The organism is Novosphingobium profundi, assembly GCF_020524485.1.
In the GTDB taxonomy this organism is placed as follows: domain Bacteria; phylum Pseudomonadota; class Alphaproteobacteria; order Sphingomonadales; family Sphingomonadaceae; genus Novosphingobium; species Novosphingobium profundi_A.
The window spans coordinates 582,164-607,305 of record NZ_JAIVLF010000001.1 but is presented as its reverse complement, the minus strand read 5'-3'; the positions used below and the strand labels follow the sequence as shown (position 1 = coordinate 607,305).

At 66.2% G+C, this 25,142-nt stretch carries 25 protein-coding genes; 12 read left to right on the top strand and 13 right to left on the bottom strand.

The features are described from left to right. Positions 1-112: 112 nt before the first annotated feature. Entirely contained in the window at positions 113-2,788 is a 2,676-nt protein-coding gene (gene acnA, locus LC060_RS02635) for an aconitate hydratase AcnA (protein WP_226632461.1), read from the top strand. Positions 2,789-3,149: 361 nt separating this feature from the next. Here acnA and LC060_RS02630 read toward each other — a convergent pair whose 3' ends face one another. The 8 genes from LC060_RS02630 to LC060_RS02595 form a co-directional block, all read right to left on the bottom strand. Then, entirely contained in the window at positions 3,150-4,007 is an 858-nt protein-coding gene (locus tag LC060_RS02630; protein WP_226632460.1) for a PEP-CTERM sorting domain-containing protein, read from the bottom strand. Positions 4,008-4,263: 256 nt separating this feature from the next. Next, the gene (gene ruvB / locus LC060_RS02625) at positions 4,264-5,307 is read right to left on the bottom strand and encodes a Holliday junction branch migration DNA helicase RuvB (RefSeq protein ID WP_039389000.1); all 1,044 of its coding nucleotides are present in this window, start codon (positions 5,305-5,307) and stop codon (positions 4,264-4,266) included. After that, on the bottom strand, positions 5,307-5,870 hold the full coding sequence (locus tag LC060_RS02620; RefSeq protein ID WP_226632459.1) for a DsrE family protein: 564 nt from the start codon (positions 5,868-5,870) through the stop codon (positions 5,307-5,309). The genes ruvB and LC060_RS02620 overlap by 1 nt, the downstream gene beginning before the upstream one ends. Next, a complete protein-coding gene (locus LC060_RS02615; RefSeq protein ID WP_226632458.1) occupies positions 5,867-6,013 on the bottom strand; it encodes a hypothetical protein in 147 nt (48 codons plus the stop codon). Before LC060_RS02615 ends, LC060_RS02620 begins: the two co-directional genes overlap by 4 nt. After that, positions 6,010-6,624, bottom strand: a complete 615-nt coding sequence (gene ruvA / locus LC060_RS02610; protein ID WP_226632457.1) for a Holliday junction branch migration protein RuvA — start codon at positions 6,622-6,624, stop codon at positions 6,010-6,012. The genes LC060_RS02615 and ruvA overlap by 4 nt, the downstream gene beginning before the upstream one ends. Before the next feature lie 54 nt (positions 6,625-6,678). Further along, positions 6,679-7,155, bottom strand: a complete 477-nt coding sequence (gene ruvC / locus LC060_RS02605; protein ID WP_226632455.1) for a crossover junction endodeoxyribonuclease RuvC — start codon at positions 7,153-7,155, stop codon at positions 6,679-6,681. Positions 7,156-7,288: 133 nt separating this feature from the next. Then, the gene (locus LC060_RS02600) at positions 7,289-8,053 is read right to left on the bottom strand and encodes a YebC/PmpR family DNA-binding transcriptional regulator (protein WP_148628600.1); all 765 of its coding nucleotides are present in this window, start codon (positions 8,051-8,053) and stop codon (positions 7,289-7,291) included. A 427-nt stretch (positions 8,054-8,480) separates the two neighbouring features. Then, a complete protein-coding gene (locus LC060_RS02595) occupies positions 8,481-9,599 on the bottom strand; it encodes an NADH:flavin oxidoreductase (protein ID WP_226632448.1) in 1,119 nt (372 codons plus the stop codon). A 157-nt stretch (positions 9,600-9,756) separates the two neighbouring features. Here LC060_RS02595 and LC060_RS02590 point away from each other — a divergent pair, with 157 nt between their 5' ends. Then, a complete protein-coding gene (locus tag LC060_RS02590; protein WP_226632446.1) occupies positions 9,757-10,137 on the top strand; it encodes a winged helix-turn-helix transcriptional regulator in 381 nt (126 codons plus the stop codon). 30 nt (positions 10,138-10,167) lie between these two features. Here LC060_RS02590 and LC060_RS02585 read toward each other — a convergent pair whose 3' ends face one another. Continuing rightward, positions 10,168-10,485, bottom strand: a complete 318-nt coding sequence (locus LC060_RS02585) for a heavy metal-binding domain-containing protein (RefSeq protein ID WP_226632445.1) — start codon at positions 10,483-10,485, stop codon at positions 10,168-10,170. 97 nt (positions 10,486-10,582) lie between these two features. Between LC060_RS02585 and LC060_RS02580 the strand changes: the two genes are divergently transcribed. Next, entirely contained in the window at positions 10,583-11,317 is a 735-nt protein-coding gene (locus tag LC060_RS02580; RefSeq protein ID WP_226632443.1) for a type II CAAX prenyl endopeptidase Rce1 family protein, read from the top strand. A gap of 37 nt (positions 11,318-11,354) precedes the next feature. Here the strand turns inward: LC060_RS02580 and LC060_RS02575 are convergent, their stop codons facing one another. Next, positions 11,355-11,591 (bottom strand): DUF2312 domain-containing protein, encoded by a 237-nt coding sequence (locus tag LC060_RS02575; RefSeq protein WP_039389019.1) that lies wholly within the window; start codon positions 11,589-11,591, stop codon positions 11,355-11,357. 221 nt (positions 11,592-11,812) lie between these two features. Here LC060_RS02575 and LC060_RS02570 point away from each other — a divergent pair, with 221 nt between their 5' ends. After that, positions 11,813-12,892 carry an AI-2E family transporter gene (locus LC060_RS02570; protein WP_226632436.1) on the top strand — a complete coding sequence of 360 codons (1,080 nt, stop codon included), beginning with the start codon at positions 11,813-11,815 and terminating at the stop codon, positions 12,890-12,892. Between the two features lie 25 nt (positions 12,893-12,917). Here the strand turns inward: LC060_RS02570 and LC060_RS02565 are convergent, their stop codons facing one another. Beyond that, positions 12,918-13,229 (bottom strand): DUF1244 domain-containing protein, encoded by a 312-nt coding sequence (locus LC060_RS02565; RefSeq protein ID WP_226632434.1) that lies wholly within the window; start codon positions 13,227-13,229, stop codon positions 12,918-12,920. A gap of 77 nt (positions 13,230-13,306) precedes the next feature. On the opposite strand from LC060_RS02565, the gene pyk reads away from it, so the two are divergent. Both pyk and LC060_RS02555 read left to right on the top strand, forming a co-directional pair. Then, positions 13,307-14,788 (top strand): pyruvate kinase, encoded by a 1,482-nt coding sequence (pyk, locus tag LC060_RS02560; RefSeq protein ID WP_226632433.1) that lies wholly within the window; start codon positions 13,307-13,309, stop codon positions 14,786-14,788. A gap of 78 nt (positions 14,789-14,866) precedes the next feature. Beyond that, a complete protein-coding gene (locus LC060_RS02555) occupies positions 14,867-15,496 on the top strand; it encodes a LysE family translocator (protein WP_226632431.1) in 630 nt (209 codons plus the stop codon). A 29-nt stretch (positions 15,497-15,525) separates the two neighbouring features. Here LC060_RS02555 and LC060_RS02550 read toward each other — a convergent pair whose 3' ends face one another. Continuing rightward, the gene (locus LC060_RS02550) at positions 15,526-16,188 is read right to left on the bottom strand and encodes a YggS family pyridoxal phosphate-dependent enzyme (RefSeq protein WP_226632429.1); all 663 of its coding nucleotides are present in this window, start codon (positions 16,186-16,188) and stop codon (positions 15,526-15,528) included. Here LC060_RS02550 and LC060_RS02545 point away from each other — a divergent pair. From LC060_RS02545 to LC060_RS02530, 4 genes are all read left to right on the top strand, one after another. Then, entirely contained in the window at positions 16,187-16,801 is a 615-nt protein-coding gene (locus LC060_RS02545) for a thiamine phosphate synthase (RefSeq protein WP_226632427.1), read from the top strand. The genes LC060_RS02550 and LC060_RS02545 overlap by 2 nt on opposite strands. 87 nt (positions 16,802-16,888) lie before the next feature. Further along, positions 16,889-19,339, top strand: coding sequence for a DNA translocase FtsK (locus tag LC060_RS02540; RefSeq protein WP_226632425.1), 2,451 nt, complete (start codon positions 16,889-16,891; stop codon positions 19,337-19,339). Beyond that, positions 19,336-19,761, top strand: a complete 426-nt coding sequence (locus LC060_RS02535) for a hypothetical protein (RefSeq protein ID WP_226632423.1) — start codon at positions 19,336-19,338, stop codon at positions 19,759-19,761. Before LC060_RS02540 ends, LC060_RS02535 begins: the two co-directional genes overlap by 4 nt. Positions 19,762-19,860: 99 nt before the next feature. After that, positions 19,861-21,648, top strand: coding sequence for a cation:proton antiporter (locus LC060_RS02530; RefSeq protein WP_226632421.1), 1,788 nt, complete (start codon positions 19,861-19,863; stop codon positions 21,646-21,648). Here the strand turns inward: LC060_RS02530 and LC060_RS02525 are convergent. Beyond that, positions 21,633-22,088: an Lrp/AsnC family transcriptional regulator gene (locus LC060_RS02525; protein WP_039389035.1), complete on the bottom strand. Its 456-nt coding sequence runs from the start codon at positions 22,086-22,088 to the stop codon at positions 21,633-21,635. The two genes, LC060_RS02530 and LC060_RS02525, sit on opposite strands and share 16 nt — an antisense overlap. Before the next feature lie 156 nt (positions 22,089-22,244). Between LC060_RS02525 and ald the strand changes: the two genes are divergently transcribed. Both ald and LC060_RS02515 read left to right on the top strand, forming a co-directional pair. After that, positions 22,245-23,360: an alanine dehydrogenase gene (gene ald / locus LC060_RS02520; protein ID WP_226632419.1), complete on the top strand. Its 1,116-nt coding sequence runs from the start codon at positions 22,245-22,247 to the stop codon at positions 23,358-23,360. Positions 23,361-23,418: 58 nt separating this feature from the next. Next, positions 23,419-25,131, top strand: coding sequence for a diguanylate cyclase (locus tag LC060_RS02515; RefSeq protein ID WP_319005398.1), 1,713 nt, complete (start codon positions 23,419-23,421; stop codon positions 25,129-25,131). Positions 25,132-25,142: the final 11 nt, after the last annotated feature.

The window sequence follows — 25,142 nt, the reverse complement described above, 5'->3', positions numbered from 1 at the left end:
GCGCATCGGCGAGCCGACGAACCCGTCTGTCGCGTTGCAACACGCCCGAGGACCATGCGTTCAAGGGCGTGAACCCAAGCGTCAGACATCACAGGAAGGGAACAACGCCCACATGACCCAGGTCGGACAGGATACGCTCGGTACCCGGAGCACCATGACCGCCGGCGGCAAGACCGTCGCCTACTACTCCTTCAAGAAAGCCGCCGAAAAGATCGGCGACGTATCGCGCCTGCCCTTCTCGATGAAGGTGCTGCTCGAGAACATGCTGCGCTTCGAGGACGGCGGCTTCACGGTCTCGACCGACGACGTCCAGGCCGTGGCCGACTGGCAGAAGAACCCGGTCACCGGCTCGGAAATCCAGTACCGTCCGGCCCGCGTCCTTCTTCAGGACTTCACCGGCGTTCCCTGCGTCGTCGACCTTGCCGCGATGCGTGATGGTATTGCCGCGCTCGGTGGCGACACCAGCAAGATCAACCCCCAGGTTCCCGTCAACCTCGTGATCGACCACTCGGTCATGGTCGACGAGTTCGGCACGCCCAAGGCGTTCGAACAGAACATGGAGATCGAGTACCAGCGCAACATGGAGCGCTACGACTTCCTCAAGTGGGGGTCCAAGTCGCTCGACAACTTCTACGCCGTCCCCCCGGGCACCGGCATCTGCCACCAGGTCAACCTCGAGAACATCGCGCAGAGCGTGTGGACCGAGAATGACCAGAACGGCGAAATCGTCGCCTACCCCGACACCTGCGTCGGCACCGACAGCCACACCACCATGGTCAATGGCCTGGGCGTCCTTGGCTGGGGCGTGGGCGGCATCGAAGCCGAAGCAGCCATGCTCGGCCAGCCCGTCTCGATGCTCATCCCCGAAGTCGTCGGCTTCAAGTTCACGGGTGAACTGATGGAAGGCGTGACCGCGACCGACCTCGTGCTGACCTGCACCAACATGCTGCGCAAGCACGGCGTGGTCGGCAAGTTCGTCGAATACTACGGCGAAGGCCTTGCCACGCTCAGCCTCGCCGACCGTGCGACGCTGGCCAACATGGCCCCGGAATACGGCGCGACCTGCGGCTTCTTCGGCATCGACGAGAAGACCCTGGAATACCTGCGTCTCACCGGCCGCGAAGAAGGCCAGATCGAACTGGTCGAAGCCTACGCCAAGGAGCAGGGCTTCTGGATGGATCCCTCGAACCCCGAGCCGGTCTTCTCCTCGAGCCTCGAACTCGACCTCTCGACCGTCGTGCCCTCGCTCGCCGGTCCCAAGCGCCCGCAGGACAAGGTCGTCCTCACCGAAGTCGACGATGTCTTCAACAAGGACATGGCCGAGCTCTACAAGCGTGACCGCAAGTCGGTCGACGTCGATGGCGCGGACTACAAGCTGACCGACGGCGACGTCATGATCGCCGCGATCACCTCGTGCACCAACACCTCGAACCCCTCGGTTCTGGTCGCCGCCGGCCTCGTTGCCAAGAAGGCCGACGAGCTGGGCCTGAAGCCCAAGCCCTGGGTCAAGACCTCGCTGGCTCCCGGCTCGCAGGTCGTCACCGACTACCTCGAGAAGGCTGGCCTCCAGTCGCACCTCGACAACGTCGGCTTCAACCTTGTCGGCTACGGCTGCACCACCTGCATCGGCAACTCGGGCCCGCTCGCCGAGCCGCTGTCGAAGGCGATCAACGAGAACGACCTGGTCGCCTCGGCGGTCATCTCGGGTAACCGCAACTTTGAAGGCCGCGTCTCGCCCGACGTGCGCGCCAACTTCCTGGCCTCGCCGCCGCTGGTTGTCGCCTACGCTCTGAAGGGCACCGTGGTGGAAGACTTCACCACCACCCCGATCGGCACCGGCAAGGACGGCCAGGACGTGTTCCTCAAGGACATCTGGCCGACCAACGAGGAAGTGACCACCACGATGAACGCGTGCGTGGATCGCGAGATGTTCCAGGCCCGCTACGCCGACGTCTACAAGGGCGACGAGCACTGGCAGGCGATCAACGTCACCGGTTCGGAAACCTACGCATGGAAGCCGGCTTCGACCTACGTCGCCAACCCGCCGTACTTCGAGGGCATGGAAATGACCCCGGCGCCGGTTTCGGACATCATCGAAGCCAAGCCGCTCCTCATCCTGGGCGACTCGGTCACCACCGACCACATCTCGCCCGCCGGTTCGATCAAGGCGGACAGCCCGGCCGGTGAATGGCTCATGGAGCACCAGGTCTCGAAGGCCGACTTCAACTCCTACGGCTCGCGCCGTGGCCACCACGAAGTGATGATGCGCGGCACCTTCGCCAACATCCGCATCCGCAACGAGATGGTCCCGGGCACCGAAGGCGGTTACTCGTCGTACAAGGGCGAAACCATGGCCGTCTACGACGCCGCGGTGAAGCACGCGGCCGACGGCACGCAGCTCGTGGTCGTGGCCGGCAAGGAATACGGCACCGGTTCGTCGCGTGACTGGGCGGCCAAGGGCACCAACCTGCTGGGCGTGCGCACCGTCATCGTCGAGAGCTTCGAGCGCATCCACCGCTCGAACCTGGTCGGCATGGGCGTGCTCCCGCTCCAGTTCAAGGACGGCGACACCCGCGAGACGCTCGGCCTGACCGGCGACGACGCCTTCACCATCAAGGGCGTTGCCAACCTCAAGCCGCGCCAGGACGTCGAAGTCGAAGTGACCCGTGCGGACGGTTCGACCTTCACGTTCACCGCTCTGTGCCGCATCGACACGGCCAACGAGCTGGAATACTACATGAACGGCGGCATCCTTCAGTACGTCCTGCGCAAGCTCGCAGCCGACTGATCCGGCGCCAAGCCGAGGCCCTCACCGGCCTTTCGAAAACCCCGTCCGGCACGCGCCGGGCGGGGTTTTCCGCTTTTGGGCCGGGTGATGGAAGGAACTGGAGACGAAAGAAGTGATTCCGAGGGCCATCGCCCTCGGGCTCCCGGGACTGTCGAGCGCAGGGCACTCACACGATCTCGCCGCGACACACGAGAAGGCAAAACTTGGAGGTGTGGCCGTGTTTGCTCAGAACGCGACTAGTGCCCCCGCCGCTCTGACCGATGGCGGCGCGCAAAGGCTGAGGCAGACATTATGGGGAGCCCGAGGGCGATGGCCCTCGGATTACTCCTTTCCCTTGTCTTTTGGAATGCGTGGAAGCTGCTCAGGCGCGAACAGTGTCCTTGCCCCGGCGCGCCAGGCGGCTGCGCGCGAAGAGCGCGGCGGCGGCGGCACCAAACAGAATCAGCATCGGCGGTTCAGGTACGTCCGTGGGCGGCGGTCCCGGCGGCGCAGCCCCGCCAGTCGTCGATCCGCCGGTGGTCGTGGTGGTATCCCCGCCGGTGGAGGTCGAGGTGCTGGTCGAGCTGCTCGTCGAACTCGACGTGCTGGTGCTGGAACTCGTGCTGGTGCTTGTATCCCCGCCCGAGCTTGTCGACGTGCTCGTGGTGGTCGAGCCATCGTCGCCCCCCGAACTGGTCGAGGTGCTGGTGCTGGTGCTGGTCGTCGTCGACCCCTCGCCGCCCGAAGAGCTCGACGAGGATGAGGAGGACGACGAAGAGGAACTGGAGCTGGACGAGGACGAGCTGCTCGACGTAGAGCCACCGGTCGTGGTCGAAGTGATGACGACGTTGCCCCCGCTCGACCCGCCGCCTCCGAAGAACCCACCGAAGAAACCGCCGCCAAAGCCCCCGATAGGGCCACCGCCAATCACCACCGGCGTGCCGCCGCTGCCGCCTACAGGCATCGGCGCCGGGGCGGGTGGAATGTAGGGCGGGGGCACGGGGACCATCGCCAGCGGCGGGTCCTCGGGCGGCTTCACGATCTCGCGCACGCGGCGGGTGGTGCGCGGCTTTTCCTTGGGAATGAGGCGCTTTGCCGGACGCGCGACCTTCGCCTGTTTGAGCTTGCGGTACTCGGTCGTCTCGGACTGCGTCTCGGCAACGTGCACCGCGCCCCCGCCGATCACGGCGCAGCCCGCGGCGCAGGCGGACAGTTTGGCAATGGCGGTACGGATCGACATAAACGTTGCTCTCTGTGCAGGTCCTGCAGCCCTGACGGACTGGGCCGCTACGGCTCTCCCGGATGCTTTGCTCGAATGCGGTTGCTAGCACACTCAAGGCAGAGAGGCGTTAACAGGGCAACGGCGTTAACCGTGTTTTTGGCTAAATCCCGCCAATTACCACGCAATTGCGTGGCTATTTCTAACCATGTGTTTCGAAACGGGACTTGTTTCGGGGGCAAGGGTAAACGCCTGCCCCCGGGTGTTCTGCGTGATTTCAGTCGGCCTGCGGGCCTGCCGACGAATCGAAGAGCCCGCCTTGCGGCCCCGCCGGAGGCGTCAGGCCCAGATGCTGCCAGCCCCGGTCATTCAGGCAACGCCCGCGCGCGGTACGCGCGACAAGGCCAAGCTGGATGAGGTAGGGCTCGATCACTTCCTCGATCGTGTCGCGCGGCTCGGAGAGGCCCGCCGCCAGCGTTTCGACGCCCACCGGGCCGCCCTTGTAGATGTCTGCGATCATCATCAGATACCGCCGATCCTGCATGTCGAGACCGATCGAATCGACATCGAGCCGGGTCAGCGCATCGTCCGCGATCGCCTGGGTGATGACGTCCGAGCCCGCGACATGGGCAAAGTCGCGTACCCGGCGCATGAGCCGACCGGCCACGCGCGGGGTCCCGCGCGAACGGCGCGCGATCTCGGTCGCCCCGCCCTTGTCCATGCCAATGCCCAGGAGGTTCGCCCCGCGCGTCACCACGTGCTCGAGTTCGGGCACGGTGTAGAACTGCAGGCGCACCGGAATGCCGAAACGGTCGCGCAAGGGGGTCTGGAGCAGGCCCTGGCGGGTCGTCGCGCCGATCAGGGTGAAAGGCGGCAGGTCGATGCGCACCGAGCGCGCCGAGGGCCCTTCGCCGATAATGAGGTCGAGCGCGCGGTCCTCCATCGCGGGATAGAGGACTTCCTCCACCACCGGATTAAGGCGGTGGATCTCGTCGATGAAGAGGACATCGCCGTGTTCCAGGTTGGTGAGCAGCGCAGCCAGGTCCCCCGCCTTGGCGATCACCGGGCCCGAGGTGGCGCGAAAGCCCACGCCCAACTCGCGCGCGACGATCTGGGCCAGCGTCGTCTTGCCCAGCCCCGGCGGGCCGAAGAAGAGCGTGTGGTCCATCGCCTCGCGGCGCGACTTGGCGCTTTCGATGAAGACGTGGAGGTTGTCCTTGGCCGCCTCCTGCCCGACGAAATCGGACAGCGTCTTGGGGCGCAGCGCGGCATCGGCGTCTTCAGGCTGCGTCGCGGGCGAGAGGATGGGATTGTCGGTCATCAGAAGGGGTTCAGCGTGTAGCCGTCCTGTTGCAAGAGGGCGTGGGCGGTCATGGCCGAAAGCGCCAGCTCCACGCCGGGAATGAGATCGGCCCTGGCAAGGCCCATAGCCGCCGCGCTCTGTCCGCACAGAATCGCCCGGACGCCATGGTCGAGCAACGCGCGGACCAGCGGCGCATTGGCGCTCTTCGTCCCGCCATGGCGCGCAGCGTACGCCTCAGCCGCAAGCAAGTCCGCGCCTGCCGGACCATGCACGACGAGCGCAACGTGAATGCGTTCGCGCGGCACACCGGCGGCCACCTGCATGTTGATGAAGCGCGCGGCGCTGTCGATATGGCGGTTCACCTCACCCGGTGTCGCCGCCGCCGAAATGTCGAAGGCGACCTTGAATTCGGCATCGGCCGGGATCGGCATGTCCGAATCGACTGCGAACGTGCGCCCATAGTCGGTAAAGACAGGACCTGTGCGGACCTCAGGGGTGCCCCGCGCGCTGACAGGCAGTACGAGCGTAAGGACACCGGCCGCAAGCCCGCAAGTCGCAGCCGAAACCGCGCGATGCTTCATTCGAAATGGCATACGCCCCCCTCATAGTCCCAAGCCCCGCCGCCATCGAGACAACCATCAATGGCAAGATAGTCCGAAAACCAGAAGCCGACACCGGCCATCACGACCATCAGCGCAGCGAAACGGAAGGCGACCTGCCTCACCCCGCCGCCTTCTTCAGCGCGACGCGCACAAGGTCGTTGAGCCCAGCATCCTCGCCCAGTTCGCCCACAGCCTGGGCGACCGCGGTGCTGGCGATGGCGGGCTTGAAGCCCAGGTTCTGGAGGGCGGAGACGGCGTCCGCACTGGACGAGCCCGCCGGGCTCGCCGCGCCCGAGGCCGCAACGCCCGGGGATCCGGGGGCGACCGGCATGCCGCCTGCCTTCTCCTTCAATTCGTTGACGATGCGGGTCGCAAGCTTGGGGCCGACCCCGTTGGCCCGCGCGACCATGGCGCTGTCGCCGCCCGCACAGGCGCGCTGGAGTTCCTCGGTGGTGAGGACCGAGAGGATCGCGAGCGCGACCTTGGACCCCACCCCCTGCACCGCGGTGAGGAGGCGGAACCAGTTGCGCTCGGCCGCCGAGGTGAAGCCGATCAGGCGCTGGTCGGTTTCGGAGACCTGCATCTCGGTGTGCACCACGACCTTGTCGCCCCGGATGCCGAGGTGGTCGAGCGTGCGCGCCGAACAGTGGACGAGATAGCCCACGCCGTTCACATCGATCACGGCCCAGTCGGGGCCCGTGTCATCCAGCAATCCAGTCAGCTTCGCGATCATGGTTTGTTCCTATGGCAGGAACGCCTTCCCATGACCAGACCAAACCGGTGCAGCTTAGCGATGGCTTCCCAGCATGTTGGCGTGGGTAATCGCGACGGCGAGCGCGTCGGAGGCGTCCTCGCCCGCAAGCTGGACGCCGGGCAGCAGCACTTTCAGCATATGCTGGATCTGCTTCTTGTCCGCCCCGCCGGTGCCGACGAGGGCCTTCTTGACGATCTTGGTGGAGTATTCGGCCACCGGCAGCCCCGCGCGCGCGATAGCGAGCATGGCAACGCCGCGCGCCTGCCCCAGCTTCAGCGTCGATTGCGGGTTCACGTTGACGAAAACCTCCTCCACTGCGCCGGTATCGGGGCGATGGTGGAGGATCACGTCGAGCAGCGCGCTGTCGAGCTCGACCAGCCGCTCGGCCATCGAGGCCTTGGCGTTGGTGCGGATCTGCCCATTGGCCACGTGGCTGAGGCGGCTGCCGCTCTTGGCGACCACACCCCAGCCCGTGCAGGTAAGCCCCGGATCGAGCCCGATGATGATCATTTCAGACCACTTCCAATTCGGCTCAGGCCGGAGCGAGAGCGCCCCTGTTCGAGAACCGGCGCGCAGCGTACCTTAAGGTACGTGAGCACCGGAAGCGCAGAACAGGGCCGCTCGCAGCCCGGCATCAGCCGAATTAACCCAGCTTTTCCATGACTTCGTCGGAGATTTCGTAGTTCCCCCAGACGGTCTGGACGTCATCGTCGTCGTCCAGCGTGTCGACCAGCTTGAGCAGCGTGCTCGCAACGCCCTCGTCGGCATCGACCTTGATGTTGGGACGCCAGGCCAGCTTCACGCCTTCGGCTTCGCCCAAGACCTTCTCGAGCTCGCCTGCCACTTCGTGGAGCGCTTCGGGCGCGCACCAGATCGCGTGGCTGCCCGGATTCTCATCACCATCGCCCATGTCGCTCTCGACATCGTCGGCGCCGGCCTCGATCGCGGCTTCGAGGACCTTCTCCTCATCGCCGACGCTCGCCGGGTACTCGATCAGGCCGAGGCGCTCGAAGCCGTGCGAGACGGCGCCGCTCGCGCCCAGGTTGCCGCCGTTCTTGGCGAAAGCGGTGCGCACGTTGGTGGCGGTGCGGTTGCGGTTGTCGGTCAGCGCCTCGACGATGAGGGCAACGCCGCCCGGGCCGTAGCCCTCGTAGCGCACTTCCTCGTAGTTCTCGGCATCGCCCTTGGAGGCCTTGTCGATGGCGCGCTGGATGTTGTCCTTGGGCATCGACTGCGCCTTGGCGGCATTGACCGCGGCGCGCAGGCGCGGGTTCATGTCCGGATCGGGCATGCCCATCTTGGCGGCCACGGTGATTTCGCGGCTCAGCTTGCTGAACTGCGCCGAGCGCTTCTTATCCTGCGCACCCTTGCGGTGCATGATGTTCTTGAATTTGGAATGGCCTGCCATCGGGTCCGCTCTTGTCTTGTGCCCGCCGCATGTAACCGAGGCTCTTGCCAGGCCAAAAAGGCCAGCGGGCGGCGGTACGGGGCGAGTCCGTTGGAAATTCGGGTCGGGCGCCCTTACAACAAGCGCACGCCCTAGAGCAACACTTGCCACCATCCCACCTCGCGCCAGACGCCGAGTTTCCAGCCGACCTGGCGGTAAATGCCCACCAACGTGGAGCCCATCGCCTCATGCAGGGCGACACGGCCCGCGTTGGGGAGCGCGATCCCGGCAGGCCAATTCAGGAGGGTGATTCCGAGGGCCACCGCCCTCGGGCTCCCGGGACTGTCGACCTCACCCCTCTCCGCCAACCTAGCGGAGGGAGGTGAGGTTGCCCATTCCCGGGGTCAAGGGGCGATGGCCCCTTGAAAAAAGACCTCGTCGTCTGTGCTCAGACCAGTTCGGCAAGCGCGGCCGGATCGAAGCCCTTGAGGCCGTCCGCCTCGCCGCCGCGCACCTTGGCGACCCAGTCGGGGTTGGAAATGAGCGCACGGCCGATGGCGATAAGGTCGAACTCGTCGCGCTCCATACGCGCGATCAGCTGTTCAAGGCCCGTCGCCTTGGACGTCTCGCCCCCGAACGCGGCGAGGAACTCGCCCGAGAGGCCGACCGAGCCGACGCTGATCGTGGTCGCGCCGGTGAGCTTCTTGGCCCAGCCTGCGAAGTTCAGGCCCTGCTCGCCGTCGATCTCAGGAAACTCGGGCTCCCAGAAGCGGCGCTGCGAGCAGTGCAGGACATTCGCGCCCGCATCGACGAGCGGGGCCAGCCAGGACGTCATTTCAGCGGGCGTAGTGGCGAGCTTCGCCGTGTAGTCCTGCTGCTTCCACTGGCTGAGACGCAGGATGAGCGGGAAGTCCGGGCCGATCGCCGCGCGCACGGCCGCGACCACTTCGGCGGCCATGCGCGAACGCTCGGCAATCGTGGCACCGCCGTAGCGATCCTCACGCTGGTTGGTGCCGTCCCAGAAAAACTGGTCGATCAGGTAACCATGTGCGCCGTGAAGCTCGACCGTATCGAAACCCAGGCGCTTGGCATCGGCCGCGGCCCGCGCAAAGGCGGCAACGGTGTCGGCGATGTCCTCTTCGCTCATGGCCGTGCCGCGCGGGTCGCCGGGGCCGACGAGGCCCGAGGGGCTCTCGACCGGGGTTTCGGGTTCCCAGCCACTCATGCCGCGCGTGGAGCCGGTGTGCCAGATCTGCGGGCCCATCCGGCCACCTGCGGCGTGGACGGCATCGACCACGCCCTTCCAGCCCGCGAGCGCGTCCTCGCCATGGAAAAAAGGAATGCCCGGCTCGTTGCGCGAATTGGGCCGGTCGATCACCGTGCCTTCGGAGAGGATCAGGCCCACCCCGCCCTCGGCCCGGCGGGCGTAGTAGGCAGCCTGCTCGGGGCCGACTATGCCATTCTCGGCGAACGAGCGGGTCATGGGCGCCATGACTATGCGGTTGGCAAGGTCGAGGCCCCCGCGCTGGAAGGGCTGGAACAGGATGTCGGTGGCGGATGTGCTCATGGGAAGGGCTCCATCGGAACGGGGATCTGGGGGAGAGATTGATTGAATCCCCGCCTAGGTATATCTTCGATACCTGGGTTCAAGAACGCACCTTCAATTCGCCAGGTATCCTCAAGGATACCACCCCCCGACCACCCGCTTACCTGCGAGTTTCGCCATGCCCCTGTGCCAGCATTTCTCTGTCGACTGCCCCAGCCGCAAGCTGTTCGAACAGATCGCGGACAAATGGTCGATGATGGTCCTGACCGTCCTCGAACACGGGCCGGTGCGCTTCAACGCCATCAAGCGGCACCTGGAAGGCGTGACGCAGAAGTCCCTCACCCAGTGCCTGCGCAAGCTGGAGCGCAATGGCCTCGTCGAGCGCCAGGTAATTCCAGCCGCGCCGGTGGCCGTGGAGTACAGCCTGACCCCGCTGGGCCAATCGCTCCTGCCGCCCTTCAAGGCGCTCTACGTCTGGACGATCGACAACATGGCGCAGGTCGATGCCGCGCGTACAGACTTCGACCTGCGTCAGGAAGAGGCCAGGGTCAGCGCCTGAAGGCCAGGCGAAGCCCAGAAAACGCGCAGATCAGATCCGCACGGCGGTCCCCGAACAGCTGACCATCAGCATCGAGCCGGTCTTGCCGATCGTTTCGTAATCGATGTCGACACCGATGACGGCATTGCCGCCCAGCCGTGCAGCCTCGGCTTCCATTTCGGCGAGCGCCTCCTTGCGAGCACGTTGAAGCACATGCTCGTACTTGCCCGAGCGCCCGCCGACGATATCGGTGATCGAGGCGAAGAGATCGCGAAAGATGTTGGCGCCCACGATGACTTCCCCGGTCACGATCCCGAAGTACTGCTGAACAGGCTGACCCTCGATCAGCGGCGTGGTGGTGACAATCATCGGCAAGGCTCCCATCTATGTGCGTGATCCACGCCTTTCCCGAAATGCAGCGGGAACACAACGCTTTGGCAAGGATCTATCGGTCAGGAGATAGACCATGACACGCCCAACGGTTCCCCTGGCATCCGCCGCCCCGCCCGGCCTCGCCGCCATTCTGGCCGACCTTACCCGCTTCGTGCGCCGCCCGCGCGTGCTCTCCCCGGAAGGTTTGCGCCGACTGTCCAGCTGGAAGGTGCTGGGCGTCCTCTATTCCCTGCATGTCGCGGTGCTGCTGCTGGTCACCCTGCCGCTGACCGCGCTCATCCAGAGCCAGCTTGGCCTGACGCCGCCCGACGCCTTCGACCAGTTGCCAGCAGGGTGGCTTTTTCCCGTCACGGTGATTGCCGCGCCGATCATCGAGGAAGTGCTGTTTCGCGGGTGGCAGAGTGGGCGCCCGCGCGCGCTGTGGCTGCTGGGCTGCGGACTTCTGGGTGCCGTCGTCATCGCCGGGCAGGGCCATGGCCTTGGCCCCTTGTGGATCACAGGCGGCCTGCTGGGTCTGGCACTCATCGCGGGGGCGGGCTGGTTCGCGCTGCGCCGTCGTCCGGCGCCCGGTTGGTTCCGCAGCGGCTACCCCGTGATCTACTGGCTGGCCGCGCTTGTCTTTGCGGGCATCCACATCTTCAACTACGGCAACGCCTCGGCGCTGACCGCGCTTCTTGTGCTGCCCCAGCTGTGGGCCGGGATCATGCTGGGCTATACCCGCCAGAGACTGGGCGTAAGCGCTGGGATGCTCCAGCACGCGGGCGCCAACGCGGCGACCATGGCGCTGGCCTTTCTCGCGGGAATGTAAGGAAAGGCCGGGGCGAGCGCCCCGGCCTTTCCTTCGGTCAGTCGAGGCCGAGCGCGCTGCGGTAGGTCTCGAGCACCATGTCCATCTCGCGACGGTCGTCGGGCTTCATCTTACGCAGGCGCACGATCTGGCGCATGATCTTGACGTCGTAACCGACGGCCTTGGCCTCGTTGTAGACGTCGCGGATGTCGTCCGAGATGCCCTTCTTTTCCTCTTCGAGACGCTCGATGCGCTCGATCAGCAGGCGAAGGCGGTCGTCGGCGGTTTCGGCCATGGAATTTCAGCTCCGAAAGAAGTTTTGAGAATCGGGTGTCGCCAAGGCGAACGGGCGCAGGCTGATAGCCGCTGCGCCGCCTTTGCGCAAAAGGTGATCCTGTGGAAAGCCCACGAGGCCCGTCTCCGGTGCCTCGCAGCAACGTGAAAGCGGAACATAGTGGCTCCTTGGCGCTTTGCCATAGTCGCATGCAATTTCGCGGCTGATGAAGGACACCGACAATGGAAGGAAGCGCCCCCGCGCGCACCGAGGCACCCGCCTCCCCGCCTGCATGGACCCCTGCGCGCGTGGCCGTGGCGGTGGTCACCGTACTGGCGGTGCTGGGCATCGCACTCCTGCTGGTGCGCATGGTCAGCTTCCTCCTGCTGGTCTTCGCGGCAATCGTGCTCGGCGTCGTTTTCGATGCGATCACCCGGGTGATCTGCCGCCACACCCCGCTGGGCCGGGGCATCTGCCTGACCTTGGCCGTACTGCTGCTGCTCGGTGTCTTTGCCGGAGCCTTCTACCTCTTCGGCGCGCAACTGGCCGCCCAGTTCGACATGATCCGCGACAGCATTCCGGGCGCCATCGCCCGCGTCGAGGACCTGCTCGACAGCCTGGGCATGGGCGAGACCGTGCGCAGTGCCCTTGAACAGGGGCGCGAACAGATCTCCGGCGTGTTCTCGCAGGCGGGCGGCTACGTGCTCACCGTGGGCAGCACGCTCACAAACCTCGTCCTCGTGGTGGCGGGCGCGGTGTTTCTGGCCGCCAATCCCGACCTCTACCGGCGCGGGTTCCTGAAGCTCATTCCCAAGGCCGCGGAGCCCACGGCCGCAGAGGCGCTGGACGATGTCGGCATGGGCCTCAATGGCTGGATGAAGGGACAGGTCGTCTCTTCGATCGTCGTGGCCCTGCTCAGCTGGATCGGGCTCGAACTGCTTGGCGTGCCTTCGGCCGCGGGCCTTGGCGTCATGGCGGGCCTGCTCGACGTCATTCCCATGCTGGGCCCCGTCATCGCCGGGTTCCCCGCCGTGCTGCTTGCCTTCACGGTCTCGCCAATGACGGCGCTGTGGACGCTCCTGCTCTATCTGCTGGTACAGCAGCTGCAGGGCAACGTGCTCCAGCCGATGATCCAGAAGCAAGCCGTCAACATCCCGCCCGCAATCCTGCTCTTCGCGGTGCTGGCGGCGGGCATGCTGTTCGGGTTCCTCGGCGTTCTTCTCGCCTCCCCGCTCACGATCACCGCCTTCGTCCTCGTCCAGCGCATTTACGTGAAGACGCTGCTGGACAAGGACGTGGAAATCGGCCCCCAGGAGGCCTGAGCGCCGGGAAAGCCACGCGCCGGGCTCAGTGGCCCGGTGCGTTCTTCTTGAGGCTCTCTTCCATGCGCGCAAGCTGCTCGGGCGTGGCCTCGGACTGGTATGTGTCCTTCCACTCGGCAAACGGCATCCCATGGATCACCGCGCGCGCCTCGGCCTTGTCACCCTCGAACCCGGCATCGCGGATCCAGTCGGCAAGGCAGTTGCGGCAAAAACCCGCCAGCCCCATCAGGTCGATGTTCTGGGCATCGTGGCGCTGCTGCAGATGATGCACCAGTCGGCGGAACGCCGCTGCCGCAATTGCATCATCAAGCGTGTCTATCGTTGCTTTCTCGTCCATATTCCTGCCGTTCGATCTTGGTTTAGGAGCCACCCTTTGCCATATGGGCGGCGGGTTTCGAAAGAGGCAGAAAAAACTTGGCAAGCATCCCCTACCGCCGTTCTCCGCATCACCGTGGCATCAAGCGCCAGCGCAAGGTCAAGATTCTGGCCACGCTGGGCCCGGCCAGCCGCGACAAGGAGACTATCGCCAAGCTGATCCAGCGCGGGGCTGACGCCTTCCGCGTCAACATGAGCCATGGCGATCATGACACCCACCGCGAGACCATCGCCAACGTGCGCGCGGTCGAAAAGGACCTGATGCGTCCGATCGCGATCCTGTGCGACCTGCAGGGCCCCAAGCTGCGTGTGGGCACCTTCGAGGGCGGCAAGGCCTTCATCAAGCACGGCGCCCACTTCACGCTCGACCGTGATCCGGCGCCGGGCAACGATGACCGCGTGTGCCTGCCCCACCCCGAGCTTTTCGGCATCCTGACCAAGGGCCAGCGCCTGCTGATCGATGATGGCAAGCTGCAGCTGCGCGTAATCCGCGCCGAAACGGACGAGATCCTGTGCAGCGCCGAAGTCGGCGGGCCGATCTCGGACCGCAAGGGCGTGAACGTGCCCGATGCGCTTGTTCCGATCCCCGCGCTCACCGAAAAGGACCGCCGCGACCTCGACTTCGCGATGGACCAGGGCGCCGACTGGATTGGCCTCTCCTTCGTGCAGCGTCCCGAGGACGTGGCCGAGGCGCGCCGCCTGATGGGCCCCAAGGGCTCGCTCATGGCCAAGATCGAAAAGCCCGCCGCCGTAGAGAGCCTCGACGAGATCATCGAGATCTCCGATGGCATCATGGTCGCGCGCGGGGACCTGGGCGTCGAACTCCTCCCCGAGGAAGTGCCCCCGATCCAGAAGCACATCGTGGAAAAGACCCGCGCCTGGGGCAAGCCGGTCGTGGTCGCCACGCAAATGCTCGAATCGATGATCAAGAGCCCCTCGCCCACCCGCGCCGAGGTTTCCGACGTCGCCAATGCGGTCTACGACGGTGCGGACGCGGTCATGCTCTCGGCCGAGACGGCGGCGGGCGACTGGCCGGTCGAAGCGGTCACGATCATGGACCGCATCGCGGTGAAGGTCGAAAGCGACGTCACCTACCGCGAGCGTATCCACCTCGCCAAGGCACCTCTCGATCCGACCACGGCGGATGCGCTCGCCGGGTCATGCACCCAGATTGCCGACACGCTGCCGATCGAGGGCATCATCGTCTTCACCAGTTCGGGCATTTCGGCGCGCCGCGTGGCGCGCGAACGTCCCGCAGCCCCCATGCTGGTACTCACCCCCAGCCAGGAAACTGCCCGCCGCGGGGCACTCCTGTGGGGCGCGCACACGGTGATGACGCGCGACATCGGCAGCTTTGAAGAGATGATCGCCAAGGGCAAGCGCATGGCGCTGCGCCACGGCTTCGGCGCGGCCGGAACCAAGCTAGTGGTGCTGGCAGGTGTGCCTTTCGGCACCAAGGGCTCGACCAACCTGCTGCACATCGTGACGCTGACGGGCAACGAGCTCGACACGCCCAACTGATCGCCCATACATGCCGCAGCGCCGCGCTGGAGATACGCTCTCCGGCGCGGCGTTGTCGTTTGCGCGGAAACTCCCGAAATGACCCTCCACACCTGGTGGCTCTTTGCCCTGACCGTCTTTGCGATCAGCGCCACGCCCGGCCCCAACATGCTGCATATCCTGACGCGCAGTGTCGATTTCGGCCTGGCGCGCACCTTTGCAGCGATGGCGGGGTGCCTTTCGGGGCTGATGCTCCTCCTCACCGCGTCGGTCGCGGGGCTCTCGACCCTGCTGGTGGCCGTGCCTGGCCTCTTCACAGCGCTGCGCTATGCGGGCGCGGCCTACCTCGTGTACCTGGGGATCAAGGCCTGGCGTACCCGGGCGGGCCTCCTCGATGTGGCCGAAGATCACCTGCCTCCGGCACGCCTCGGCGCGGGCGCGCTCTACCGGGGCGGCCTTGCGATTTCGCTCAGCAACCCCAAGGCCATCCTCTTCGCCGCAGCACTTCTGCCCCAGTTCATCGACCCCGCTCAGCCCACCGGGCCGCAGTTCGCCGTGCTCCTCGCCACTTTCGCGGTGATCGAGAGCTTCTGGTACATGACCTATGCACTGGGCGGACGCTCAATGGGGCGCGTTCTGGAGCGCCCCAGCGTGAAGAACCTCTTCAACAAGCTGACCGGCGGGCTGTTCGTGGCCTTCGGGATCGCGCTCCTGACCGCACGCGGCTAAACCGGCGCGCAGAAGGAGCGCGCTCCGGCTCAGTCGCGCGCGCCGAACAGCGCCGAACCGACGCGCACGTGGGTCGCGCCCAGCATGATCGCGATCTCGAAGTCGCCGCTCATACCCATCGAGAGCTGCTCGAGGCCGTTATCCTGCGCGATCTTGGCGAGAAGCGCGAAGAAGGGCGCCGCCTCGATACCGAGCGGCGGCACGCACATCAGGCCAATCACCGGAATGTCTGCCTCGCGCGCGGCCTCCAGCAGCGCCGGGACGTCGGCAATGGCGCAGCCACCCTTCTGGTCCTCGTCGCCGATATTGACCTGCACGAAGCAGGGCACCTTGCGCCCGGCCTTCGCCATCGCCTTACCCAGCGCGCTCACCAGCGAGGGGCGGTCGAGCGAGTGGATGCAGTCGAACAGCGCGACCGCGTCCTCGGCCTTGTTCGACTGCAGCTGGCCGACGAGGTGCAGCACCAGATCGGGGTACTCCTCGCGCAGTGCGGGCCACTTCTCCTGCGCTTCCTGCACGCGGTTCTCACCGAACACGCGCTGGCCTTCCGCGATCAACGGACGGATCGCGTCCACCCCGTGGGTCTTGGAAATGGCGATGAGTTCGATGCCCGAGGTCTCGCGCTGGGCGATCCGGGCCGCGTGCGCGATGCTTTCGCGCACCTCGCGAAGGGGAGTGACTGGCTCATTCATGGCGCGCTGCTATAGCGTCCCCGTGCCGAACTGCCACCCATCGAATCCGCGCAAGCCACAAGCAAGGCCCCTTCCCCGCCACTGGCTCATCAGCGATGCGCGCAACGATCCGGGGCTGGAGCGCGCGCTGGCCCGCCTGCCGCGTGGATCAGGCTTCATCTACCGCCACTACCACCTGGACGGACCGGCTCGGCGAGCCCGCTTCACCCAGCTTGCCCGGACGGCGCGGGCCTACGGCCATACCGTGATCCTGGCCGGGACTGTCGCGCAGGCGCGCCGCTGGGGCGCGGACGGCGCCTATGGAAGCGCGCGTCTGCTGGCACCGGGGGCGCAGAGCCTTCGGCTCGTCACCGTCCACTCGCTCGCCGAAGTGCGTGCCGCCCACGCCGCGCGCGTCGATGCGATACTGCTCTCGCCCGTCTTCGTGACCCGCTCGCACCCGGGCGGGCAGGTGCTGGGCCCCTTGCGCTTTCGCGCCATCGCGGCGCGCGCGCATGTCCCTGTCATCGCCCTTGGAGGAATGAACGCCCACCGCGCCCAGGCTCGGGGCATCGCACGCTGGGCCGCAATCGACGGACTTTCCGGCGATTCGCGCCATCCGCCCACAGCCTGATTCCCCCTCTGTTCTTGACGAAAACCGCCCCGCCTGCGCATGATCGGGCGGTTTAGGGCCCATTTTTCAATACGCGGGAATTCGATCATGGCATCTCGGGCAATCGGCTCCGGACAGCGCGCGGGTAAGCCGGACTGGCGCGCCGTGCTTCGCCGCTCGGTGCGCCGTGCGGGCGAACTGGGCGGGGCGGTGGTGCTCTTTGCCGCCATGCTGTTCCTGATCACCGCGCTTGCAACCTACAGCCAGACCGATCCGTCTGCCTCGACCGCCGCGGGCGGTGAGGTGCAGAACTGGATGGGCCCGGTCGGCGCCTGGGTGGCCGACCAGTTCCTGTTCTACTTTGGCCCCGTCGCCTGGCTCTTCGTCCCGCTTCTTTATGTCTTTGCCCGCAAGCTCTGGCTGCTGGTGGAAGAAGAGGACGCCGAGGCCGAACCTTCCAACCAGCGCTGGTGGAAACCGGTTGCCATGCTGGTGGTCGCGATGATGCTGATCACGACGGTCCTCTCCTTGTGGTTCTCCGAGCCGGGCGGCACGCTGCCCGCCTCGATGGGCGGCATGTCCGGGCTTCTGGGCGCGTTCCTCGTCGATGCGCTCGCTGGCCTGGCCCCGCCCGCCGCCGTGGTCTGGATCAAGATCGGCGTTGCGCTTGTCTTCTTTGTTGTGGGGCTCACGCTCATCGGACGCGTCTTCGCGCTCGACTGGGCGCGCCTGCTCTCGCTTCCCGGCCGCATCGGCCGCCTGCCCCAGGCGCTGCCCTCCCCCTCGCGCTTTACCCGCGAAGGCAAGGAGCCGCGCGCGCCCAAGGCCCGGCGCAAGGGCCGCGCATCGAGCGAGGACGAGGAAGATGCCCTTCCCTTCGAACCCGACGCTCCGGCGAAGGCCGCGCGCGAGGACGCGCGCAGCGGCGCGGCCGTGGGCCTTTCCGACACCGCGCCGCGCCGTGCGCCCGCCATCGTCGACAGCCAGCGCGCGGCCAAGCCTGCACAGATCGGCGTAGGATCGAGCCAGACCGACCTGTTCGACGAATACAAGCTGCCCTCGCTCGACATCCTTACCGATCCGCCCGAAGGCTCGGACAAGGAGATCGACAAGCTCAGCCTCGAGCGCAACGCACGTCTCCTCGAAACCGTGCTTGACGACTTCAACGTCAAGGGCGAGATCACCGCGGTACGCACGGGCCCGGTCGTCACCATGTACGAGCTGGAACCCGCGCCCGGCATCAAGTCCAGCCGCGTGGTCGGCCTAGCCGATGACATCGCGCGCAACATGTCCGCGATCTCGGCGCGCGTTTCCTCCATCCCAGGCCGCACGGTCATGGGCATCGAGCTGCCGAACGCGGACCGCCAGATGGTCTCGTTCAAGGAGATGGTCGCCTCCGAAGCCTTCGCCCACCACAAGGGCATGCTGCCGATCATCCTGGGCAAGGACATCGCGGGCGAGCCTGTCGTGGCTGACCTTGCCACCATGCCCCACCTGCTGGTTGCAGGTACGACCGGCTCGGGTAAATCGGTCGGCCTCAACGCCATCCTGCTCTCGCTGCTCTACCGCCTGACGCCCGCGCAGTGCCGCCTGATCCTGGTCGACCCAAAGGTCCTCGAACTCAAGAGCTACGACGATATCCCCCACCTGCTCTCGCCGGTGGTGACCGACCCGCCCAAGGCGGTGCGCGCGCTCAAGTGGGCGGTCGAGGAAATGGAACGGCGCTACCGCATGATGAGCGAGGTCTCGGTGCGCAACCTGGCCGGTTTCAACGAAAAGGTGCGCAAGGCGGCCGCCAAGGGCGAGCCGCTCGGCCGCCGCGTCCAGACCGGCTTCGATGCCGAGACGGGCGAGGCGCTCTACGAGGAGAACCAGCTCGACTACGAGGTTCTCCCCCAGATCGTCCTCATCGTCGACGAGCTCGCCGACCTCATGGTGACCGTGGGCAAGGAAATCGAAGTGCTCATCCAGCGCCTCTCGCAAAAGAGCCGCGCGGCGGGCATCCACCTCATCATGGCAACCCAGCGCCCCTCGGTCGACGTCATCACCGGCGTCATCAAGGCCAACCTTCCGACCCGTATCTCCTTCGCCGTCACCAGCCGCATCGACAGCCGCACGATCCTGGGCGAACAGGGCGCCGAGCAGCTGCTGGGCAAGGGCGACATGCTCTACAAGCCCAGCACCGACCCCATCAAGCGCGTCCACGGCCCCTTCGTCTCGGACGAGGAAGTCGAGCACGTCGCCGATCACTGGCGCACCCAGGGCAAGCCCGAATACATCGAGGCCGTCACCGAAGAACCCGAGGAAGGCAGCTTCGGCTTCGACGACCTCGACGCCACCGCCTCCGACCAGCCCGAGGAGCGCAAGTACCGCCAGGTCTGCCAGCTCGTCTTCGAGAACCAGAAGGTCTCGGTCTCCTGGCTCCAGCGCCAGATGGGCGTGGGCTACAACACCGCGGCCAAGTGGGTGGAGCGCATGGAAAACGACGGCTACGTCGGCCCGGCCAACCACGTCGGCCGCCGCGACATCTACCGCGACGAGAACGGCAACCCGCTGTGAAGACTGTGTCTCTCGCGCTGGCGCTCGCCGCACTCGTCCTGCCCGCGAACCTGGCCGCAGCCCCGCTGCCCCCGGGCCAGTGGCAGCGCCTCTTCGCTCGCGATGTCGAGCGCACGCTGGGCCGCGCGGTGCTCGTCGACACGGCATCGATCCGGATCGCCGGAAACACGCGCACCTACATCGAGGCGAACGTGCTTCAGTCGCGGCGCGGGGCCTACCCCAAGGGCACCACGCTCTACTACAGGCGCGCCGTCAATTGCGCGGGCGGTCGCCACCGTATCGTGAGCTGGTCGATCGTCGCGCCCGATGGCCGCACGATCGGCAGCGGCACGAATTCTTCGCCGCAAAGCGGGGCGCTGCAATGGGACACCGCGCAGGGCAAGGTGCTGGGCTACGTCTGCCGGGGCATTCTCCCGCGCTGAACTCTTGGTAACGCCAAGGACAATCCCTAGGTTACGCGCCCCGGCTTCGGCCAAGCTGCAACCTGACCGGCTCTGGCCGACACGACGAGGAAAGATCGCATGGAAGAGCATGGCCAGGCGTTCCTGCTCCAGGAAGGATTCTTCCTCTTGGGAACCGCCCTCGTCTTCGTGCTGCTGTTCCGCCGCCTGGGGCTGGGCGCAACGCTGGGCTATCTGCTCGCAGGCGCAATCCTGGGCCCCTATGCGCTCGGTCTGATCGGGGATGCGCAGGGCAAGATCGACTTTGCCGAACTGGGCATCACCCTCCTCCTCTTCATCGTCGGCCTCGAACTGGCGCCGCGCCGCCTGTGGCGCATGCGCAGCGAGATCTTCGGACTGGGCTTCCTCCAGGTCGCGCTGTGTGGTCTTGCTATCTCGGCGATCATCTACAGCTTCACGCCCTTCACCCTCCAGGCTTCGCTCGCGCTGGGGCTGCCGCTCGGCCTGTCCTCGACCGCGCAGGTCCTGCCCATGCTGCAAAGCGCAGGCCGCCTCAACAGCCCCTTTGGCGAGCGCGCCTTCGCGATCCTGCTGTTCCAGGATCTCTCGATCATCCCGCTGATCACGATCATCGCGGCGATGAACCGCAACCCGGACCTCCCCGAAGGCCCTCCGGGCTGGCAGCTCGCGGTCATGACCGTCCTGGCCATCGTCGGCCTCGTTGCCGCCGGGCGCTTCGTGATCCGCCCCCTGTTCCGGCTCATCGGCAACCTGGGCGAGCGCGAGATGTTCGTCTTTGCCGCGCTCTTCACGGTCATCGCCTCGGCCGCACTGATGCAGGCGCTTGGCCTTTCGACCGCGCTCGGTGCCTTCATCGCGGGCGTCATGCTCGCCGATTCGCCTTACCGGCACGAACTCGAAGCCGACGTCGAGCCGTTCCGCTCGCTCCTTCTGGGCCTGTTCTTCATGGCCGTCGGCATGATGCTCGACCTTTCGGCCATTGCCGAGCGCCCGCTCTTCGTGGTCTCAATGGCCCTTGCCCTCATCGCTGCGAAGGCGGCCATCATCTTTGCTCTTGGCCTGGCCTTCAAGATGAAATGGCGCAGCGCGCTCGCACTGGGGTTCCTGCTCAGCCAGGGCGGTGAATTCGGCTTTGTCCTCTTCGCGCAGGCCAGCGAGGCCATGCTGATCGAAAGCCGGGCCGCCAGCCTGTTCGGCGCCATCGTCACCCTTTCGATGGTCGCCACCCCGTTCCTGATGATGGCCACCCGTCGCTTCCGCGAGGCCCCGCAAGGGCGCGCCGGGGAAGAGCGTGAGGGGCCACGCGCGGACGGGGCAAGCGCGATCATCGTGGGCTACGGGCGCTTTGGCCAGACCGTCGCGCAGATCCTGAATGCCGCCGACATTGCCGTCACCCTCATCGACACCGATATCCAGATGATCGACGTCGCCCAGCGCTTCGGCGCCAAGGTCTACTTCGGCGATGGGCGCCGGCTTGACCTCCTGCGCCAGGCGGGCTGTTCGGACGCCCAGATCATAGCCTTCTGCATCGACGGCGAGCAGCTCGACGATGCGTTCCTGCGCGCGGTCCAGACCGCGTTTCCGCAAGCCTCGATCTACGCGCGTGTCTACGACCGCCGTTCGCTCCTCAAGCTCAAGGACAGCCCCGCGCGCTTCATCGTGCGCGAGGTTCTGGGCTCGGCGGTCACGCTTTCGCGCGCGATTCTGGATGGTCTGGGCCTTTCGGTCGACGACATCGACCGCGCCGAGGGCACTTACCGCAAGATGGACAAGGAGCGCCTCTCGCTCCAGCACGAGGCGCGCGATCTGCGCGTGGCGCACGACCGCATCATCACCGAGCCGCTCCATCTCGGACGCGGTGGCGAGGCGCCTCAGGGCACCGAGTAGCCCGCAAAGCGCTTCACCCGGCGCAGCGAGAAGCTGGTCTTCATTGAGGACACCCCCGGCAGGCGCGAAAGGCAATCACGGTGGATCGTCTCGTAGTGGTCGAGATCGGCCGCCGCGACGCGCAGCTGGTAGTCCGCGCCCCCGCTCATCAGGTGGCATTCGAGAATGTCGTCGAAGTCGCGCACCGAACGCTCGAAGCGGTCCATCGCCTCGCTGCTCTGGCTGGTGAGCGCGATCTCGACGAAGACCTCGACCGGCAGGCCGATCCGGCGCGCATCCAGCCGCGCCACGTAGCCCGCAATCAGCCCCTGCTCCTCCAGCGCGCGAATGCGGCGGTGGCAGGCCGAGGCGGAAAGATGGACCTCTTCCGCCAGCTGGGCAATCGAACGCGAGGAATCGGCCTGAAGCGCCTTCAACAAGGCTCGGTCGGTACGATCCATGAAAAATTTTTCCAGATATTGAGATAGAGATGCAAAATTATTCGAACTTCAAGCCACCGCAAGGGCAAATGAGGTAAAACTTTGCGGTAGGCCGCCTGTAGGCTGATTCCATCAGGCGCCTGGACCTTCTCCAGGCACGGATCAGGGAGTTTGCGCATGCGCGTCGGTACCGTCACGGAAATCAAGAACCACGAATACCGGGTCGGCCTGACCCCCGAGAGCGCCAGCGAACTCGTCGCCAACGGCCACGAGGTCTGGGTCCAGAGCGGTGCGGGCCTGGGCATCGGCGCGACTGACGAGCAGTACAGCGCGCTTGGCGCCAAGGTCATCGCGACCGCCGAAGAGGTCTTCGCGGGCTGCGACATGATCGTGAAGGTCAAGGAACCGCTTGCCCCGGAACGCGCCATGCTGCGCGAAGGCCAGATCCTCTACACCTACCTCCACCTCGCGCCCGATCCCGCCCAGACCGAAGACCTTCTGAAGTCGGGCGTCACCGCCATTGCCTACGAGACCGTCACCGGCCCGAATGGGGCGCTGCCGCTCCTGAAGCCGATGAGCCAGGTTGCAGGCCGCATGTCGATCCAGGCGGGCGCCACCGCGCTCCAGAAGGCGCAGGGCGGACGCGGCGTACTGCTCGGCGGCGTTCCGGGCGTGATGCCGGGCAAGGTCGCCGTCATCGGCGGCGGTGTGGTCGGCTTCAACGCCGCGCAGATGGCCGCAGGGCTTGGCGCGGACGTGACGATCCTCGACCGCAATCCCGAGGTGCTCGAACGCCTCGGCAACTACTTCGAGGCGCGCGCCAAGACGCGCTTCTCGAGCCTTGCCAACCTCGCCGAGAGCGTGGCCGATGCCGACCTCGTCATTGGCGCGGTACTGATCCCGGGCGCGGCTGCTCCCAAGCTCGTAACCCGTGAGATGCTGGGCACGATGAAGAAGGGTGCGGTCCTCGTCGATGTCGCCATCGACCAGGGCGGCTGCTTCGAGACCAGCCACGCGACCACCCATGACGACCCGACCTACATGGTCGACGGCATCGTCCACTACTGCGTTGCCAACATGCCCGGCGCGGTCTCGCGCACCAGCACCTACGCGCTCAACAACGTGACCCTGCCCCACGCGCTTGCCATCGCGAACCTGGGCTGGAAGGGCGCGCTGGCCCGCGATCCGCATCTTGCCGAGGGCCTCAACGTCCATGCCGGCAAGGTCACCTACAAGGCCGTCGCCACCGAACTGGGCTACGATTACACGCCTGTCTCGGAGCTTCTCGCCTAGCGTTCAATTTCGACCATATTAACCTTATCTTGAAGAGGCCGGGTCCAAGGAACAGCACATGTTCTCGTGGGCCCGGCCTTTCCTGTTCTGTCTCCTGATCGCGCTGGCGGGACTGATTCCGGGATTCGCCAAGGCTGCCAATGACTTCCCTGTCGGGTCACGGTGCCATACACTGGCATCGTCCAAGACTTCGCCCGCGAATCTGGCCCGCACCCGCAAGGCCTGGACCTGCGGTCCCTCGGACTGGAAAGTCAGCGGAACCCAGGCGAGCTACGTACGCATCGACGTACGGGGACGCGATCTGCCACCAGATGCCGTCCTGACCACCCGCCTCACGCGCTATCGCAGCATGACGATCACCGCGATCGGCAACGACGGTCAATCCGTCACCCGCGCCATCCACTCGGATGACCTGCGCTTCTCCACCACGCGCTGGCGGATGTTCACCGCGCTGCCGCGCCTGGATGGTCCGGTGGATGCCTACGTTCTCAAGGTGACCGGGCCGCGCCACATCGGCCTTCTCTCCGACGCCGAAGTCGGCTCGCGCGCCGCGCCCATGGCGGTTGGCAACCGGCAACTGATCCTGGCCGCGCTCTGCGGGCTGATGCTGATGCCGCTAATCCTGAACTTCGTCTTCTTCCGGATCCTGCGCCAGCGCTTCATCCTCTGGCATGCCGCGGCCGTCCTGGCGATGCTCACCCAGACCCTTGTCAGCAGCGGTCTCATCAACCGCTTCGTGCGCCTTTCGGTCACGGAACTGTGCCTGCTCTCGACCTTGAGCTGGGCGTTCATGGTCATCGCCACGCTGCGCTTCTTCATCGACCTGATCGAGCCCGAAACGCTGACCGCGCGCCAGCGCTTTGCTGTCGAACTGCTCTGCCCCTGGTTCCTGTTCTGGAGCGCGTACTACTTCTTCGCCGACGGGGTGCTGCTGCCCTCGGTCGCGCCGCTCTACTACATGTCGTTCCTGCCGATCATCGCCACGTTGCTGGCCACGATCGTGCTCTCGGCGCTGCGCGGCAGCCGCCTCGTCTGGTTCCAGATCGTGGGCTGGACCCCGCTCATGCTGCTGGGCATCGCGCGCAACCTCTCGATCCTGGGGCTGACCGACGCGCCGCTGGGCATGATGGTCGAGCAGCACTTCGCGATTGCCTTCGAGGTCGCAGTCACCACGCTCGGTGTGGCCGAGCGGATCATGACCATCCGCCTGCAGCGCGACCATGCCCTGGCCGAAGCGCGCTTCCAGGCCAACCTTGCGCTGCACGATCCACTTACCGGGCTCTTCAACCGCCGCGCGATCGAGGAAAAGTTCGACACGCTCTTCCGCACCGGTTTCCACACCATGGCCGCGCTCGACATCGACCATTTCAAGGCGATCAACGATACCCACGGCCACGCCGCCGGGGACGAAGTTCTGAGAGCCGTGGGACGGGCGCTGGCAGGCGACAAGGACATCCTGACGGTGCGTCTGGGCGGCGAGGAGTTCCTGCTGCTCCTGCGCGGCGAGGACGCGCTGGAACGCGCCGAACGCCTGCGCCAGGCCATTCCCAGCCGGGTTGCCAAGGAGCACGCAGGGCTGCGCAAGCTGGTCACCGCCAGCATGGGGGTCTATCGCCCGGACACGGCATCCGGCCACGTTCCTTCGTTCACCGAAGCCTACACGGCCTGTGACGATTTGCTCTACGCGGCCAAGGCGGCCGGGCGCGACTGCGTGCGCAGCAACGTCTCCATCGAGCCCCTCCCGACCACGCGCCTGGAACTGGTCGGCTGATCGGCTAGCCA